At 60.7% G+C, this 14,577-nt stretch carries 10 protein-coding genes and 1 pseudogene; 4 read left to right on the top strand and 7 right to left on the bottom strand.

Going from position 1 to position 14,577, the window contains the following annotated elements; genetic code table 11:
• Positions 1-417: 417 nt before the first annotated feature.
• Positions 418-1,455, bottom strand: coding sequence for a fatty acid desaturase (locus A7A08_RS11085; RefSeq protein WP_069095555.1), 1,038 nt, complete (start codon positions 1,453-1,455; stop codon positions 418-420).
• A gap of 367 nt (positions 1,456-1,822) precedes the next feature.
• Here A7A08_RS11085 and A7A08_RS11080 point away from each other — a divergent pair, with 367 nt between their 5' ends.
• From A7A08_RS11080 to A7A08_RS11070, 3 genes and pseudogenes are all read left to right on the top strand, one after another.
• The gene (locus A7A08_RS11080) at positions 1,823-2,494 is read left to right on the top strand and encodes a Crp/Fnr family transcriptional regulator (RefSeq protein WP_069095554.1); all 672 of its coding nucleotides are present in this window, start codon (positions 1,823-1,825) and stop codon (positions 2,492-2,494) included.
• Between the two features lie 251 nt (positions 2,495-2,745).
• Positions 2,746-3,741 carry a PAS domain-containing sensor histidine kinase gene (locus A7A08_RS11075; RefSeq protein ID WP_245290902.1) on the top strand — a complete coding sequence of 332 codons (996 nt, stop codon included), beginning with the start codon at positions 2,746-2,748 and terminating at the stop codon, positions 3,739-3,741.
• Positions 3,742-3,861: 120 nt separating this feature from the next.
• Positions 3,862-4,814 (top strand): annotated as a pseudogene (locus tag A7A08_RS11070) (extracellular catalytic domain type 1 short-chain-length polyhydroxyalkanoate depolymerase).
• Between the two features lie 156 nt (positions 4,815-4,970).
• Here A7A08_RS11070 and nhaA read toward each other — a convergent pair.
• Entirely contained in the window at positions 4,971-6,278 is a 1,308-nt protein-coding gene (nhaA, locus tag A7A08_RS11065; RefSeq protein WP_069095551.1) for a Na+/H+ antiporter NhaA, read from the bottom strand.
• Positions 6,279-6,347: 69 nt separating this feature from the next.
• Positions 6,348-7,226 (bottom strand): transglutaminase family protein, encoded by an 879-nt coding sequence (locus tag A7A08_RS11060; protein WP_069095713.1) that lies wholly within the window; start codon positions 7,224-7,226, stop codon positions 6,348-6,350.
• Between the two features lie 131 nt (positions 7,227-7,357).
• Here A7A08_RS11060 and A7A08_RS11055 point away from each other — a divergent pair, with 131 nt between their 5' ends.
• Positions 7,358-8,257 carry a transglutaminase-like domain-containing protein gene (locus tag A7A08_RS11055; protein ID WP_083226692.1) on the top strand — a complete coding sequence of 300 codons (900 nt, stop codon included), beginning with the start codon at positions 7,358-7,360 and terminating at the stop codon, positions 8,255-8,257.
• Positions 8,258-8,371: 114 nt separating this feature from the next.
• Here the strand turns inward: A7A08_RS11055 and A7A08_RS11050 are convergent, their stop codons facing one another.
• The 4 genes from A7A08_RS11050 to A7A08_RS11035 all read right to left on the bottom strand — a co-directional run bounded on the left by A7A08_RS11050 (position 8,372) and on the right by A7A08_RS11035 (position 14,423).
• Positions 8,372-8,635: a hypothetical protein gene (locus tag A7A08_RS11050; RefSeq protein WP_069095550.1), complete on the bottom strand. Its 264-nt coding sequence runs from the start codon at positions 8,633-8,635 to the stop codon at positions 8,372-8,374.
• 452 nt (positions 8,636-9,087) lie between these two features.
• Positions 9,088-12,237: an efflux RND transporter permease subunit gene (locus A7A08_RS11045; protein ID WP_069095549.1), complete on the bottom strand. Its 3,150-nt coding sequence runs from the start codon at positions 12,235-12,237 to the stop codon at positions 9,088-9,090.
• Between the two features lie 4 nt (positions 12,238-12,241).
• A complete protein-coding gene (locus A7A08_RS11040) occupies positions 12,242-13,864 on the bottom strand; it encodes an efflux RND transporter periplasmic adaptor subunit (protein ID WP_069095548.1) in 1,623 nt (540 codons plus the stop codon).
• A 112-nt stretch (positions 13,865-13,976) separates the two neighbouring features.
• A complete protein-coding gene (locus A7A08_RS11035) occupies positions 13,977-14,423 on the bottom strand; it encodes a hypothetical protein (RefSeq protein ID WP_069095547.1) in 447 nt (148 codons plus the stop codon).
• Positions 14,424-14,577: the final 154 nt, after the last annotated feature.

The raw sequence follows: 14,577 nt of genomic DNA, 5'->3' as shown, positions 1-14,577 counted from the left end.
GGATGCCACTCGGCGGGTGCGTTCTTGGGTGAATGAGGAAAATGCGGAACTAGCGCCCCCTAACGGGCTCGCGCTTAGTCCCCTAAGTCTGGGGGGTGGTTCACCACCCAATCTTTCGTTTCTGACACCGTTCATTTTCCAGGGTTTGCAGAGCTTGCATCCAGCCCTGCTGCGCCGCGCCTTGCCCCGTTTGTGATTCATGGTTGCCCCCCTCAGTCGTTGGAAGGCTACGGGAGGAAAATTGATTTTACAACTTAATGATGACTTGTAGTCGCCGTGATCGTGTTCTGGATAATTGATCTGTTCCATGTCGAAACTCAATCAGACTGCCTTAAAACCGATCGTTTGAAGCAGGTTTTCCCCGGTCGGCCGGGCCCGTAAACGTCGAGAGAGCAATTCTCTTCATCGTGATATGACCTATCGTCGGCCCATCGCCGATTTACCACTGGCTTGGCTGAAGGAAATTAAGCGCCGCTTCTCTTCGTCCCAAAGTACGAGCCGCACAGCTTTGAGGCTTTGAAGCAGGGTAAGGCGACCGGCATTCCGAAGCTCGGGATGGTCCCGAAGCACCTCCGGCAGGCGGTAGTATGGCGTCCGGCTTGACAAATGATGCACATGATGCACCCCGATATTGGCGGTGAACCAGCGCAGGACGCCCGGTAGATCGTAATGCGAACTGCCATGCAGCGCCGCCTCATGGACACTCCAGTCCTTCTCGTGCTCCCAAAGCGTATCTTCAAACTGATGCTGGACATAGAAGAGCCAGACCCCGATTGAGGCGGCGAGAAGCGTGGTTGGCAGCTGCACGAGCAGGAATGGACCGGCGCCTACCAGCCAGATGAGCGCTGCGACCAGAATTGCGATCGCCGCATTCGTCGACATTGCGCTTGCCCAAGGCCCCCAACCGTTGCGCATCAGCCCCATCGGCAACCGGTGGCGCAGAATGAACAGATATGCCGGCCCCAGACCAAACATGACCATCGGGTGTCGGTACAGGCGGTAAAGGAGCTGACGCCATGGCGTCAGAGCCCGAAACTCATCGACGGTGAGCGTGTCGATGTCGCCGATACCGCGACGGTCGAGATTGCCGGAACTGGCATGATGCAGTGCGTGGCTTCGTCGCCAGAAGCCGTAAGGCGTCAGCGTCACGACGCCGATGGCGCGGCCGACCCAATCATTGGCGACACGCCGACGGAAGAATGAACCGTGGCCGCAATCATGTTGAATCATGAAGAGACGAACGAGAAAGCCTGCCGCGGGAACGGAAAGAAGTAGACCGATCCAATAGCCGGCGTCCAGCACAGCCCACATCAGAGTCCACAGCAGCACAAAAGGCACCGCCGTAATAACTAGTTCGAACGCGCTACGCGCGTTGTTCGGTTCCCTGTAGGCAGCAAGATCTCCTATCAGCGCACGAGAATCGAGCGTGGTGTCAGGGTTGGGATTTTCGGTCATCTACGGCCTCTCTAGCTGGCTCGGTACGCAAGTCACGGGCCATCGGAATCATATGCCGTGGTCGTGGAGGATGGTGCCCTCCGCAAACGAGGAGCCACCTGGACTTCCGCAACCACCTGAGGGCGCGGCAGGGAGGGAAGTGATCTTAAGGGGCAGGCGAGATCGCGGCAGTCGCGATGACAATATTAGGCACCATGTCGTTCAACGTCTGAGCACTTTTGCACACGCGGGACTCCATCCAGGTCGGGGAGCCACACGCGCATCGAGCCCGAATTTTTGATCTTTCTTGCAATCTGGCGGTTCACATACATACGACGTCCTGCTTGATTCGGGACAGTCGAGAGACCCGGTACAGGAAGGACCTGCCATGACGACGGAGCCGCAGCCGAAATTCGATCCGAAAGTGTTTCTCGCCCGCGTCGGAAAGGGCCGGAGCGTCGGCAACTATAATGCGAGCCAGGTCGTCTTTTCGCAGGGTGAGCCAGCGGACGCGGTCTTTTACATCCAGAAGGGCAAGGTGAAAGCGACCGTCGTATCAGAACAGGGCAAAGAAGCCGTCGTTGCCATGCTGGGCAGGAACGAATTCTTCGGCGAGGGATGCCTGGCCGGACAGGTAAAGCGCATATCGACAGTCGAGGTTATAACGCCTGCCATCATCTCGCGGTTGGAGAAGGCGGCGATCCTCCGCGTTATGCAGGAGGAGCCGGCATTTTCTGAACTGTTCATCGCTCATCTTCTGACCAGGGCCGTTCGGGTCGAAGCGGACCTGGTCGACCAGCTGTTCAATTCGAGTGAGAAGCGACTTGCCCGGCTGCTCCTGCTGCTGGCGAATTTCGGTAAGGATGAACAGCCGGAACCGATGATTGCGAAGATCAGCCAGGAGACACTCGCGCAAATGATCGGAACGACGCGGTCGCGTGTGAGCTTCTTCATGAACAAATTCCGGAAACTTGGCTTTATCTCCTACAACGGCGGAATCGAAGTCCACAGCTCGCTGTTGAACGCTGTCCTGCACGATCAGCCGCACATCGAGCCCTGAACACCGCACCTTTGCGACGTGATCAATTCTGCTCAGCCGGCATCCCGGCACGAGCGTACCATCATGTCATGGAAGGCTCCCCCATCAGTCTCGGACGGTCAGGCTCCCCCGCACACCTGAGGGGACGGCATGGGGCTTGTTGCTGGAGAGTTCAAATGAATACGCAATACCGGCCTGCGCCCCCAATCAGGCCATATCGCCATCTTGCGCCTAGCATCGGTTCTCCCTGGAATGGGATGAAAGGAGCAGCGTTGGCTGAGGCTGTTATGGAAACGATCCGCCACCCTCTGCTGGTCCTCGACAAAGAATTGCGCGTGGTCAAAGCAAATCGTGCGTTCCGCCGCATGTTCGTCGTCGATCGGCGGGAGGTTCAAGGTCGATCATTCTACGCGTTGGATGGTGGGCGGTGGAATATCCCCAAGCTGAGATTCCTGCTTACGAATCTCTTGGCGAAAGAGGTCTGCGAAGTTGAAGCAGACGTCCCGGGGATCGGACGCCGCACACTGCTGCTGAATGCGCGCAAGCTGTTGGACGAGAGCAACGACCGCACGCTGGTGCTCCTAACGATCGAAGACATCAGTGGGCGTTGCGCCGATGAACGGCAGACGGCGGAGCTGCTACGTCAGAATGAGACCCTTGTTCGGGAGATGCAGCACCGTATCGCCAACAGCCTCCAGATCATCGCCAGCATCCTTCTCATGAAGGCGCGCGCGGTGCAGTCGGAGGAGGCGCGAATGCACCTCGAGGATACTCATCAGCGGATCATGTCGGTGGCGGCCGTACAGCAGCAACTCGGCATCGGACGGCTCGGAGAACAGATCGAGCTCCCCTCCTATTTGTCGCGGCTTTGCGAGACGCTAGCCGCCTCGTTGATCGGCGCCAGTCGTCCCATTTCGATCCGGGCTGACGTCGCCGAGACCACAGTACCGTCCGCCACCGCGGTCAGCATCGGTCTCATTGTGACCGAATTGGTGATCAACGCCCTCAAGCATGCGTTTAATCCCGATACTGCGGCCGGCCTGATCGTCGTCACCTATGAGGTCGCCGAACCGGGCTGGCGGCTTACAGTTGCCGACAATGGGATGGGGAAGGCAGCGAGTCCCCATAACAATGCAAAGCCCGGACTGGGCACAGGCATCGTCAGGGCGCTCGCCAAACAGCTTGAAGGACGCGCGGAGGTCTCGATGGGGTCAAGCGGCACGTCGGTCTCGATCGCCCACGAGTCCTTCAAGTCGGCGCTGGCTTAGCCTCGCACTGCGCAGCCATAGGCCCTTCACCATTCAGTTAGCGAGAACCACGCGTTGGAGCGTGCTTCCAGAAAAGAACTTGGCGGCGCTTTGAGGCGCCGGCCGCAGAAGGAACGCATTATGTTAAATCTGATGAACCCATTCGCGTATATGGGAGGAGGATGCAGCGACGCAATTGATCGCCTTTCGAAGCTAGACGAATTTGGAACAAATCCGGGATTCCTGCGGGCTTGGACCTACATACCGAAAGGCTTGCCTGTGGGCGCGCCCCTTGTGATCGTGCTGCACGGCTGCAAGCAGACGGCGCAGGATTATGATCGCGGCTCAGGCTGGTCCGATCTTGCCGATAGGCATGGATTTGCGTTGCTGTTTCCCGAGCAGCGGCACTCGAACAATTGGTCTCTTGCTTTTAACTGGTTCGAGCCACGCGACAGCCGCCGAGGCTCCGGCGAACCCCTGTCGATTCGGCAGATGGTCGAACAGGTGGTAGTCGATCATGGCATCGACTTGCACCGCATCTTTATCACGGGCTTGTCGGCAGGCGGGGCCATGACCTCCGTCATGCTTGCGACCTATCCGGAAGTCTTTGCCGGCGGTGCAATTATCGCGGGGTTGCCATACGGGTGCGCCAGTACCATTCCAGCTGCTTTTCGTCGAATGCGCGGCCAAGGAGGACCGACAGGGCGACAACTTGCGGTACGCCTGCGCGACGCCTCCGAGCATGATGGACCCTGGCCGACGATCTCGATTTGGCACGGCAGCGGCGACGACACAGTCGATCCGTCGAACGTCGAAGCTATCATCCGCCAGTGGCGCACGCTTCTCAAGCTTGGACGGATGCCGAGCCGCACGCACCTCGTCGATGGCTACCCTCGGAGGGTCTGGAGCGACTCCAAGGGTCAAGACCTAATGGAGGAATACAGCATCATCGGGATGGGCCACGGCACACCGCTCGACACGGGTGCCGCGACGGCTGCGGCAGAAGTGGCGACTACATGCTGGATGTGCATATCTCCTCTACGGACCACATTGCATCCTTTTGGGGGTTGAGCTCTTCCGAGCCTGAGATCTGAGGCGGATTGTTACCGGTTTCGCGCAAGGACCGGGCCGGCCCGGAAAAGAGGCAGGCGATGCCGAAGCGTCTTCAAAGGGGGAGGGCGAGGTGCGCCGACGCACCGGCCGGCCAACGCCAGCAAACTTTCTTCTTCGTAACGCTTCGCGTTGCGATCTCAGGTGGTGCGAGGACGAATGGTGATCAGAAGCAACACTCCCATTGTGGCCGCGACTGCCGAGGCAGACAAGATACCGAGCTTTGCCGCTTGGAGCGTTTCAGGAGCGTAGGCAAGGCCTGCAATGAAAAGCGACATCGTAAAACCGATCCCGGTCAGACAGGCCCCGGCCGTCAGTAATCTCCAGCTCAGGCCGGTTGGCCGGAGCGCAATGCCGAGTCGAGCCGCGATCCAGGTGAACATGAGAACGCCGGATGGCTTTCCAACGACCAGCCCCGCAAAAATTGCATAGATGACAGGCTGCGTAATCTCTGCCCCAGCGAACGGCACCCCAGCGTTGGCGAGAGCGAATATAGGCATCACGACAAGACCCACCCATGGGTGGAGCATCAATTCGAGGCGCTCGAGAGGAGACAAGGATTCGGTTGCCGCGACGCCCGCTATCTGAAGATCACGACGCTCTAGCGTGTTTCCGCTCCAGTGCTCACCGACCGGGTAGGAGAGGACTCGTTCAAATGCGGCGCGCAACCGAACGTCGCTTACCCAAACCCGAGTTGGGGTCATCAGACCGAGGATGACGCCGGTTAGCGTGGCGTGGATTCCCGATCCATCGAAGCAAAGCCATATCACCGCCCCGAGGCAAAAGTAGATCGGAACATTCCGAATGCCCAGCCATGCAATCCCTGCGACTGTAGCGAGCCCCAGCGCCGCGAGCCCTAGAGCGCTCCAGTTCAAAGCTGCGCCATAGATCACAGCGACAATCAAAATTGCCCCTACATCGTCGAAGATCGCTAAAGACAATAGGAAAAGGCGAAGACTTGGCGAGATACGGGAGCCAAAGAGCGCCAGACATCCCATGACGAACGCTGTGTCGGTGGCCATCACGGTTCCCCAGCCATGGGCCCCGGGTTCGCCGCTCATCAGCAAGAGATAGATGCCCGCAGGAAAAACCATGCCACCCAGCGCACCAGCGAACGGCAGCGCTGCCATGCGAGGATTCCGCAGTTCACCCAGAATGAGCTCCCTCTTGAGCTCAAGGGCCACCACAAAAAAGAAGAACGTCATCAACCCGTCGTTGATCCAGTGCCGTAGCGAACGACTGAAATCCAGTGGGCCAAGATGAAGGCCGATTGAGGTTTTCCAGAAGCCTAGATATGGCTCGGACAGCGGTGAATTAGCGAGGATAAGCGCTAAGATGGTCGCCACGAGCAACAGGACACCGGCGGTCGCTTCAATCCTGACGAATCGGGAAAATGGCGTGGTAAAGCGATCTGCGATCTCGGTTGGCAAGTGATCGCTCTGCGCCACTAAGGGCCTCCTTCTCCAAATGTATGTGTCATCCGGGTCGTGAAGCTGGCCGGACTGAGTTGGCCGTGCTCAGGTTGATTGCGTCACGGAAACGTCGACGCTCATACCGAGAAAGCCGGCGCCGTTGCGTTGGTAGCTCCCACTCACAGGTACCGCTTGGGCTGGTGTTCGGGTCGTTGCCACAGGCACCAGGTTGAGCCCGGCCACGAGCCGGTTGGTCGGATCGAACTCTATCCACCCGGCTCCCGGGATGAACACATCCGCCCAGGCATGGGTGGCGCCGCCTCCAGTCATCGCGATGCCCACCCCCGTGTCGCCGCTGGGGTCGTATAAATACCCTGTGACGAAGCGAGCCGCGAAACCGAGCGAACGGGCCGCCTCCATAAACAGATAGGCAAAGTCGCGGCAGGTGCCGCTGGCTGTCCTGATGGTCTCGCCGGGCGATTGCACGCCGTAGGCATCGCGGCGGCTGTAGGCGAAGCTCTCGTGGATTGCAGTGCTGAGGAGGTCGAGCACCCTCAGGCTTCGCTTGGGTAAATCGGGTATTTTCTCTGAAATCCAACGCTCGACCGTAGCGCGGTCCTCTTCACAATGTACCGTTAGGAGCGGCCCTAGATCAATGCTATCTTCACGGCCATATTGGAACGGATAGCCCCTGGCGTGACGTTCAATCCTTGCCATGGGCTCATCAAGACCGTAACGGCGGAGCACCAGCTCGCTCACCAGGACCAGTTCGTCCGCTTCCTTGTGGAACGTCAGTAACGCCACCGAGTTACCAAACGTATCAAATGTCCAGTGGACCTCGGCTTGAGGCGAAACGGCCAAGCGGGAGTCAAGCACGCGCATATTGTGACCGTCGCGCGGGCGGATCATCAAGCGGTGAAGCCCAAAAGACACCGGCCGCTCGTAGGCGTAACGAGTCTGGTGATGAATGAATAGCGTTCTCATCGGGCGGTGCCGAATGGGCCTCTCCAGAGTGGTCGCGAGGTTGGTCGCGATGGCGCAAGAAGCGCAAGCAGACGACAACCGCCTGACGCCCATCAACGACATGAGATTACGCGCTGTTAGGAAGGGCGACCATGCTTATTCGCATAGGCTTCGAGATTATTGTCGAGTGTACGGCGCCGACGCCGCTGCTGTTGGCACTTTCGCCCCACTCGTCCCAGAGCGGCCGGATCATTGGTTCCGATCGTGTTCATACCGAACCAGACGTGGAGCTTAGGGAGTATCTCGATCCATTTGGAAATCGCCGCACCCGTCTCGTCGCGCCAGTAGGACAACTCAAGCTGTGGTCTGACTGCGTGGTCGAGGATGACGGTGCGCCGGATCCGTTCGACTGGAATGCGCACCAACACGAGATCGACGAGCTACCAGACGAAACGCTGACCTATCTCACCGCCAGCCGGTACTGCGAAGTGGCCGAACTGACAGAGCAGGCCTGGGCCTTGTTCGGCGACACGCCACCGGGCTGGGCCCGGGTCCAAGCGATCTGTAACTGGACACATAACCATCTGACCTTCGGATATCGCTTTGGGCGCTCCAACAAGACCGCCCTGGATGCTCTGCAAGAGTGCACCGGCGTATGCCGGGATTTCGCCCAGCTTGCTGTCGGACTCTGCCGCGCCATGAACATACCGGCCCGCTACGCGAGCGGCTATCTCGGCGATATCGGCGTTGCGCCGTCTGGGGCTGGCGACTTTTCAGCTTGGCTCGAAGTCTACCTCGAAAATCGCTGGTATACCTTCGACGCGCGCCACAATACGCCCCGCATTGGTCGTGTCCTCATGGTGCATGGTCGTGACGCCGCAGACGTTGCCATGCTCACCTCATTCGGGAACTACGATCTGAAGCTCTTCCGGGTCTGGACGGACGAGGTGACGGGATCAGACGAAGAACTCTTGGACTGTCTTGAGGAACGGCCCGACACGCCCGCGCTAACGCTGGCTCCCACCGGGCCAAATGAAGCTTTGTTGTCTTAAGGATCGGCAAAACAACTGCAGTAAACGGGGCGAGAGTCGCGAAACCGAGCCTGATCGAGAATCGACACGGGGCCCGAATGAGATGCCTGGGAATGCTGGCACATAAAGGCTCCGCTATCTCGGCTTGTTGCCGCCGACGATAACAAAAGCGAAGAGAAATCCGAGGCCTAAGCCAATAGAAATGGCGGTCAGAGGGTTACGTTGAATAGCACGGCCGACCGTGTCTCCTGCGTCCACGAATGTGTCTTTAACGCGCTCATATTGATGGGCTACAATCTCGCTGACGCCATCGGCCGTGTCTTGCATCTGACCGCGGATTTTGTCACCGCCAGTATCCGAGCGTCGTTGGACGCTTTCAGTCCTCGTTGCGTTTTCCATTGGTTTTTCCTTGTGAGGCGGCATCCGTATCTTATACGCGACCGCATTCAGAAAGCTCCTCAGAGTAGTTTTTGTTCCAGGCGCCGTCTTGCGCGTTCGGCGCTAGCCAAAGAGCTCGAAAGCGGCAGCGTATTTCAGTGACGGCAGATCAACTCGATACGGTCGCAGGTTCAAAACCTGACCTCATCGCTTGCTGTGCGTCCGCTACCGGGTTTGTGGGATCGAAATTGCTCCTCGATCACTTCCATCGCCCGCAACAGCCGGTTCGCACTTTCTCCGCTTGGCTCCACCACTTTTTCCCAGGTTTCTCCCAAAACACACGAATGACGCGGGTGCGGCTATAGCGCCAAGATCGCTCTTGCCGGCATTAGGTTGCCCGAGGGGCGGGACGTCCTCGTCCCGCTCCTTCTGAAAATTCTGCCTCGTATCGCCCGTCTCTACTCAGATCATTCCTAGGCTTTGTCGCGGCCGCTGTGTCCGGCAGGGGGCTCGGACGGCAGGCCGATGCCTTTGACCAGAGCGTAAATCACCGGGATCACGACGAGCGTCAGAACGGTCGATGAGACCATGCCGCCGATCATCGGCACGGCGATGCGCTGCATGACCTCCGAGCCCGTGCCGTGGCTCCACATGATGGGCAAGAGCCCCGCCATGATTGCCGCCACCGTCATGATCTTGGGCCGCACGCGGTCCACCGCGCCGGTCTCGATGGCCGCGTAGAGATCGCGCATCGTGAAGGGCTCGCCCTCCTGCTCGCGCTTCGCTTTCAGCTCCTTCAAGGCGCTGTCGAGATAGATCAGCATCACCACGCCGGTCTCCGCCGCGACGCCGGCCAGCGCAATGAAGCCGACGACCACGGCGACGGAGAGGTTGAAGCCGAGCCACCACATCAGCCAGAAGCCTCCGACCAGGGCGAACGGCACCGAGAGCATGACGATGAGGGTCTCGGTCAGCCGCCGGAAGTTGAGGTAGAGCAGCAGGAAGATGATGAGGATCGTCAGCGGTACGACGATCTGAAGACGCTGCTTGGCGCGCTCCATATATTCGTACTGTCCGCTCCAGGTGACGTAGTAGCCCTGCGGGAACTCTACCTGCTCGGCGACCGCCTGCTTTGCATCCGCCACGAAGCTGCCGATGTCGCGGTCGCGGAAATCCACGAAGATGTAGAGCGCAAGCTGTGCATCCTCGGTGCGGATCATGGTCGGACCTTGGGAGAGGCTCACTTTTGCGACCTCACCCAACGGCACCGTGCCGCCGGCCGGTGTGGGGATGAGAACTTGATTGGCGATGGCCGTGGGGTCGTTGCGGTAGTTCCGTGGATAGCGGACCGCGACGTTGTAGCGTTCGCGTCCCTCCACGGTGGAGGTCACAGGCTGCGCCCCCAGCGCCGTGGCGATCACATCCTGCACGTCACCGACCATCAGCCCGTAGCGGGCAAGCCGGCTCCGGTCCGGATCGATATTGATGTAGTAGCCGCCGATGGCCCGCTCCGCATAGGCGCTCGTGGTGCCGGGGACGGTCCGGATGGCGGCTTCGATCTCTCGCGCCAGCCGCTCCATCTCGCCGAGATCGGTGCCGAACACCTTGACGCCGACCGGCGTGCGGATCCCCGTCGAAAGCATGTCGATGCGGGCCTTGATCGGCATAGTCCAGGCGTTGGAGACGCCAGGGAACTGCAGCGAGTCATCCATCTCTGAGATGAGCCCGTCGAGGGTCATGCCATCGCGCCATTCGCTCTCCGGCTTGAGATTGATGACCGTCTCGAACATCTCCATGGGCGCCGGGTCGGTCGCCGTGGAGGCGCGTCCCGCCTTGCCGAGCACGGACTCCACCTCCGGGAAGGTCTTGATGATCTTGTTCTGGGTTTGCAGCAGCTCGCCCGCCTCGGTCACCGAGATGCCGGGCAGGGTGGTGGGCATATAGAGCAGGGTCCCTTCGTTGAGATCGGGCATGAACTCGCTGCCGAGCTTGGAGGCCGGCCAGAAGCTGACCGCGAGCACGGCGACGGCGACCACGATCACGATGGCCTTGAAGCGCAGGGCGACCTCGATCACAGGGCGGTAGATCCAGATCAGGAACCGGTTCACCGGGTTCTTGCGCTCCGGAATGATCTTACCGCGCACGAAGATCACCATGAGCGCGGGCACCACCAGCACCGACAGCAGGGCGGCCGCCGCCATGGCAAAGGTCTTGGTGTAGGCGAGCGGTTTGAAGAGCCGGCCTTCCTGGGCTTCGAGGGCGAAGATCGGCAGGAACGACACGGTGATGATGAGCAGGCTGAAGAACAGCGCCGGCCCGACCTCGGTCGCTGCCTCGATCAGGACCTCCGTGCGCGACTTGCCTTCTGGCGCGCGCTCCAGATGCTTGAGCGCGTTCTCGATCATAACGATGGCGGCGTCGACCATGGCGCCGATGGCGATGGCGATGCCGCCGAGGCTCATGATGTTCGACGAGAGCCCCAAGGCCCACATGCAGATGTAAGCGATCAGAACGCCCAGCGGCAGCGTGATGATGGCGACGAGCGCGCTGCGCGCATGCATCAGGAAGATCACGCAGATCAGGGCGACGATGATGCTCTCTTCGATGAGCGTGTACCGCAGAGTGTCGATCGCGCGGTAGATCAGGTCGGACCGGTCGTACACCGTCTCCAGCGTGACTCCCTCGGGAAGACTGGGGGCGATTTGGGCCAGACGCTCCTTGGCGTTTTGGATGACCGTCAGGGCGTTTTCACCGAAGCGCTGAAGGGCGATCCCGGAGACCACCTCGCCATCGCCGTTCAGCTCCGTGAGGCCACGCCGTTCCTCTGGCACCAGCTCGACCCGGGCCACGTCCTTCAGCAGCACCGGCACGCCGGAATCGTTCTTCACGACGATCTCTTCGAGGTCGGACAAGTTTTTGATGTAGCCGCGGCCGCGCACCATGTATTCGTGCTCGGCCATCTCCACGGTGCGGCCGCCCACATCGATATTGCTGTCGCGGATAACCTCGCGGATCTTCTCCAGCGGGATGTTCAGAGCCTGCAGCCGCCGCGGATCGACAACCACGCTGTACTGCTTCACGAAGCCGCCGACGCTCGCCACCTCGGCGACGCCTTGGGCCTTGGCCAGCCCGAACCGGATGTACCAGTCTTGCAGCGTGCGCAGCTCGGCGAGGCTCTTCTGGGAGCCCTGCACGACATATTGATAGACCCAGCCGACACCCGTCGCGTCGGGACCGAGCTCAGGCGTGACGCCGGAGGGGAGGTCCTGGGCGGCGGCGCTGAGATACTCCAGCACGCGCGAGCGCGCCCAGTAGATGTCCGTATCCTCCTCGAAGATCACGTAGACGAAGGAGACGCCGAAATAGGAGAAGCCGCGCACCACGCGCGCCTTGGGCACGGTGAGCATGGCCGTGGTGAGGGGATAGGTGACCTGATCCTGCACCACCTGGGGCGCCTGGCCGGGATACTCGGTGAACACGATGACCTGGACGTCGGAAAGGTCGGGAATCGCGTCGAGTGGCACCTTCGTGACGGCGTAGATGCCGAGGAAGGTCACGAAGACCGTGCCGAGCCCGACCAGGAAGACGTTGCGGGCCGACCAGCGAATGATCCTGGCAATCATTGGGTCATTCCCTCTTCGGGCATCCTTCACCCTTCCCGTCTTTGGCCATCCCCTCTTGGGTCTCGTCCCGGTCGAAGGCCTGCAACGCCGCCTTCAGCTTGCTTTCGGAGTCGATGAGGAAGGTGGCGGAAGTCACGACCTCTTCGCCTTCGGAGACGCCTTTCAGGATCTCGACATAGTCCTCACCCCGGCGCCCCAGGGTCACCTCGCGGGGCTGGAAGCGGCCTTCGCCCTTGGCGATCAGCACCACCGTGCGCGCGCCGCTGTCGATGACGGAATCGTCCGGCACCGCGACGACATCCGGCGCTTCAGCGCCAACATGGAAGACTACGTCGGCATACATGCCCGGCAGCATCTCACCGTCCGGGTTGGGCAGCTCGATCCGCACCGGAACGGTGCGCGTCTGCATGTTCGTCATATGCGGGTAGACGAAGGTGACCTTGCCTTCGTGGGGCTTGTTGGGGAAGGCGCGCAGGATCACGGTCGCCGGGGTGCCCACCGCGACCTCGCCGATATCGGCTTCGGCGACCTCGGCGACCACCCAGACATGATCCGTATTGGCGATGCGGAACAGCTCGTCCCCCGCCTCGACGAATTGCCCCTTGAGGACGTTCTTGCTCATGACGTGACCGGTGGCGGGGGCCGGCCAATCGAGAGTCCGCGGGTTCTTCTTCGTCTCGATGACCTCGTCGATACGGCTCTGGGGCACGTCGAGATTGCGCAGCTTCTGGATGGCGCCTTCGACCTCGCGGTCGGAACCCGTGCGGCTTCTGCTGCGCAGCGACACCAACAGGTCAACCTGGGCCAGTTGGATCTGCGAGCTGTAGAACCGGAACATGGGCTCGCCAGCCTTCACATGCTGCCCCCTGCGATCGACGAACAGATCTTCGATATAGCCGTCGGAACGGACCGTGACGACGGAGATGGTCGACTCGTCATGCTCCACCGTGCCGACGCCGCGCACCTGGCGGGAGAGGGCCTTCCGGCCGACCTTCTCGGTCTTCACGCCGCTGCGCTGGATCTTATCGAGACTGACCTTGACCGTGTCGCCGTCCTCGGCCTCGTCGGCATAGACGGGGATGTAGTCCATCCCCATGGAGTCCTTCTTGGGCACGGGCGAGGTGTCCGGCAGACCCATGGGATTGCGGTAATAGAGGATCTCCCGCTCGCCGCCGGCGTCGCTGCTCTTGTCGCTTTCGTCGCTTTGGTCGCCGCGATCGTGATGCTCGTGGTCCATGGAATCGCGATCCATCCCGGCGTGACCGTCCTCGGCTTGATGATCATGCCCGGCGTCGTTTGGCTTTTCGTCGGCCTCGTCCGCGTAGACGGGGATGTAGTCCATCCCCATGGAATCCTTCTTGGGCACAGGCGAGGTATCCGGCGACCCCATAGGGTTACGGTAATAGAGGATCTCGCGATCGCTCTTGCCGGGCTGCGTTGCCTGGCCCGTGTGGTCATGATCGGCATGATCGTGGCCGGGCGCTTCGGACTCCGCCGCACCGTGATCGTGCTGCTCCGCGGCGATGGCGGGCTGCGCTTCGGGCCAATACCCGGAATAGAGAAAACTGCCGCCGATGCCTGCCGCAAGACCGGCACCCAGCAGCGCCAAGCTGTTCAGACGCTTCATCTGCGCCTCCAAAATCCTTGTTGAGGACTCCCTGCAGGGGGGGCAGGGACTCGCGCGCGTCGTCGGCCGCGCCTGGGAGAGGCACGTGCGCAGACGCGTCTTTCTCAAGGGTCTAGAAGCGAGGAGGCGGGAAGGGCGGGTTTTCGGCGGTGGATTGGAGGCTGTCGGCAACCGTTTCGGCCCGCAGCGGGAGACGCGGCGGACGGGCCATCTCCATTGCGCTCACGGTGGTTGCCTGAATCACCGAGCATTTTACCATGCAGGCGCCGGATTGGTCGCAATCGCTCTTGACCGGCTTGTTGCAAGGCGTCGCGCTCCCATGGCAGCAATCGTCATGAGCGACGGCATGCGTCATCGCCGACATGCCAGCGGTGCCATGGGTACTTTCCCGGGTATTTCCATGCGTTGCGGCATGATCCATATCGTGCCCCATGCCATGAGCCATCACGTCGGACGACATGCCAGCCATCATCGCGCCCATCGTGTGGGCCGCTGCCGCAGGCGAGGCGGCAAGCGAAACTGCGATAAGACCGACAAATATGGCGCGAAGCTTCGTCATCGGTTTCGATTATTCGGCTGCCAGTCCTCCGGTCAAGTCAAATGGGCGTCAGATCAGCCTGATCGATCACGGCGATCGGCGTCGAGACATGCGCCGACGCCGGAGCCGGCCGGTTGACCGGCCCCGGTGTCGCCGACGCTTTTACTGCGGGGAG

It is taken from the genome of Methyloligella halotolerans (genome assembly GCF_001708935.1).
Classification (GTDB): Bacteria; Pseudomonadota; Alphaproteobacteria; order Rhizobiales; family Methyloligellaceae; genus Methyloligella; species Methyloligella halotolerans.
The sequence above is the reverse complement of the archived record's forward strand: the minus strand, read 5'-3'. Positions and strand labels throughout refer to the sequence as shown.

Excerpts from the sequence above, each read along its gene's own strand:
- A7A08_RS11040 (WP_069095548.1), bottom strand. The coding sequence starts at position 13,864 with ATGAAGCGTCTGAACAGCTTGGCGCTGCTGGGTGCCGGTCTTGCGGCA.
- A7A08_RS11055 (WP_083226692.1), top strand. The coding sequence starts at position 7,358 with ATGCTTATTCGCATAGGCTTCGAGATTATTGTCGAGTGTACGGCGCCG.
- A7A08_RS11080 (WP_069095554.1), top strand. The coding sequence starts at position 1,823 with ATGACGACGGAGCCGCAGCCGAAATTCGATCCGAAAGTGTTTCTCGCC.
- A7A08_RS11085 (WP_069095555.1), bottom strand. The coding sequence starts at position 1,455 with ATGACCGAAAATCCCAACCCTGACACCACGCTCGATTCTCGTGCGCTG.
- A7A08_RS11045 (WP_069095549.1), bottom strand. The coding sequence starts at position 12,237 with ATGATTGCCAGGATCATTCGCTGGTCGGCCCGCAACGTCTTCCTGGTC.
- A7A08_RS11035 (WP_069095547.1), bottom strand. The coding sequence starts at position 14,423 with ATGACGAAGCTTCGCGCCATATTTGTCGGTCTTATCGCAGTTTCGCTT.
- A7A08_RS11060 (WP_069095713.1), bottom strand. The coding sequence starts at position 7,226 with ATGAGAACGCTATTCATTCATCACCAGACTCGTTACGCCTACGAGCGG.
- A7A08_RS11050 (WP_069095550.1), bottom strand. The coding sequence starts at position 8,635 with ATGGAAAACGCAACGAGGACTGAAAGCGTCCAACGACGCTCGGATACT.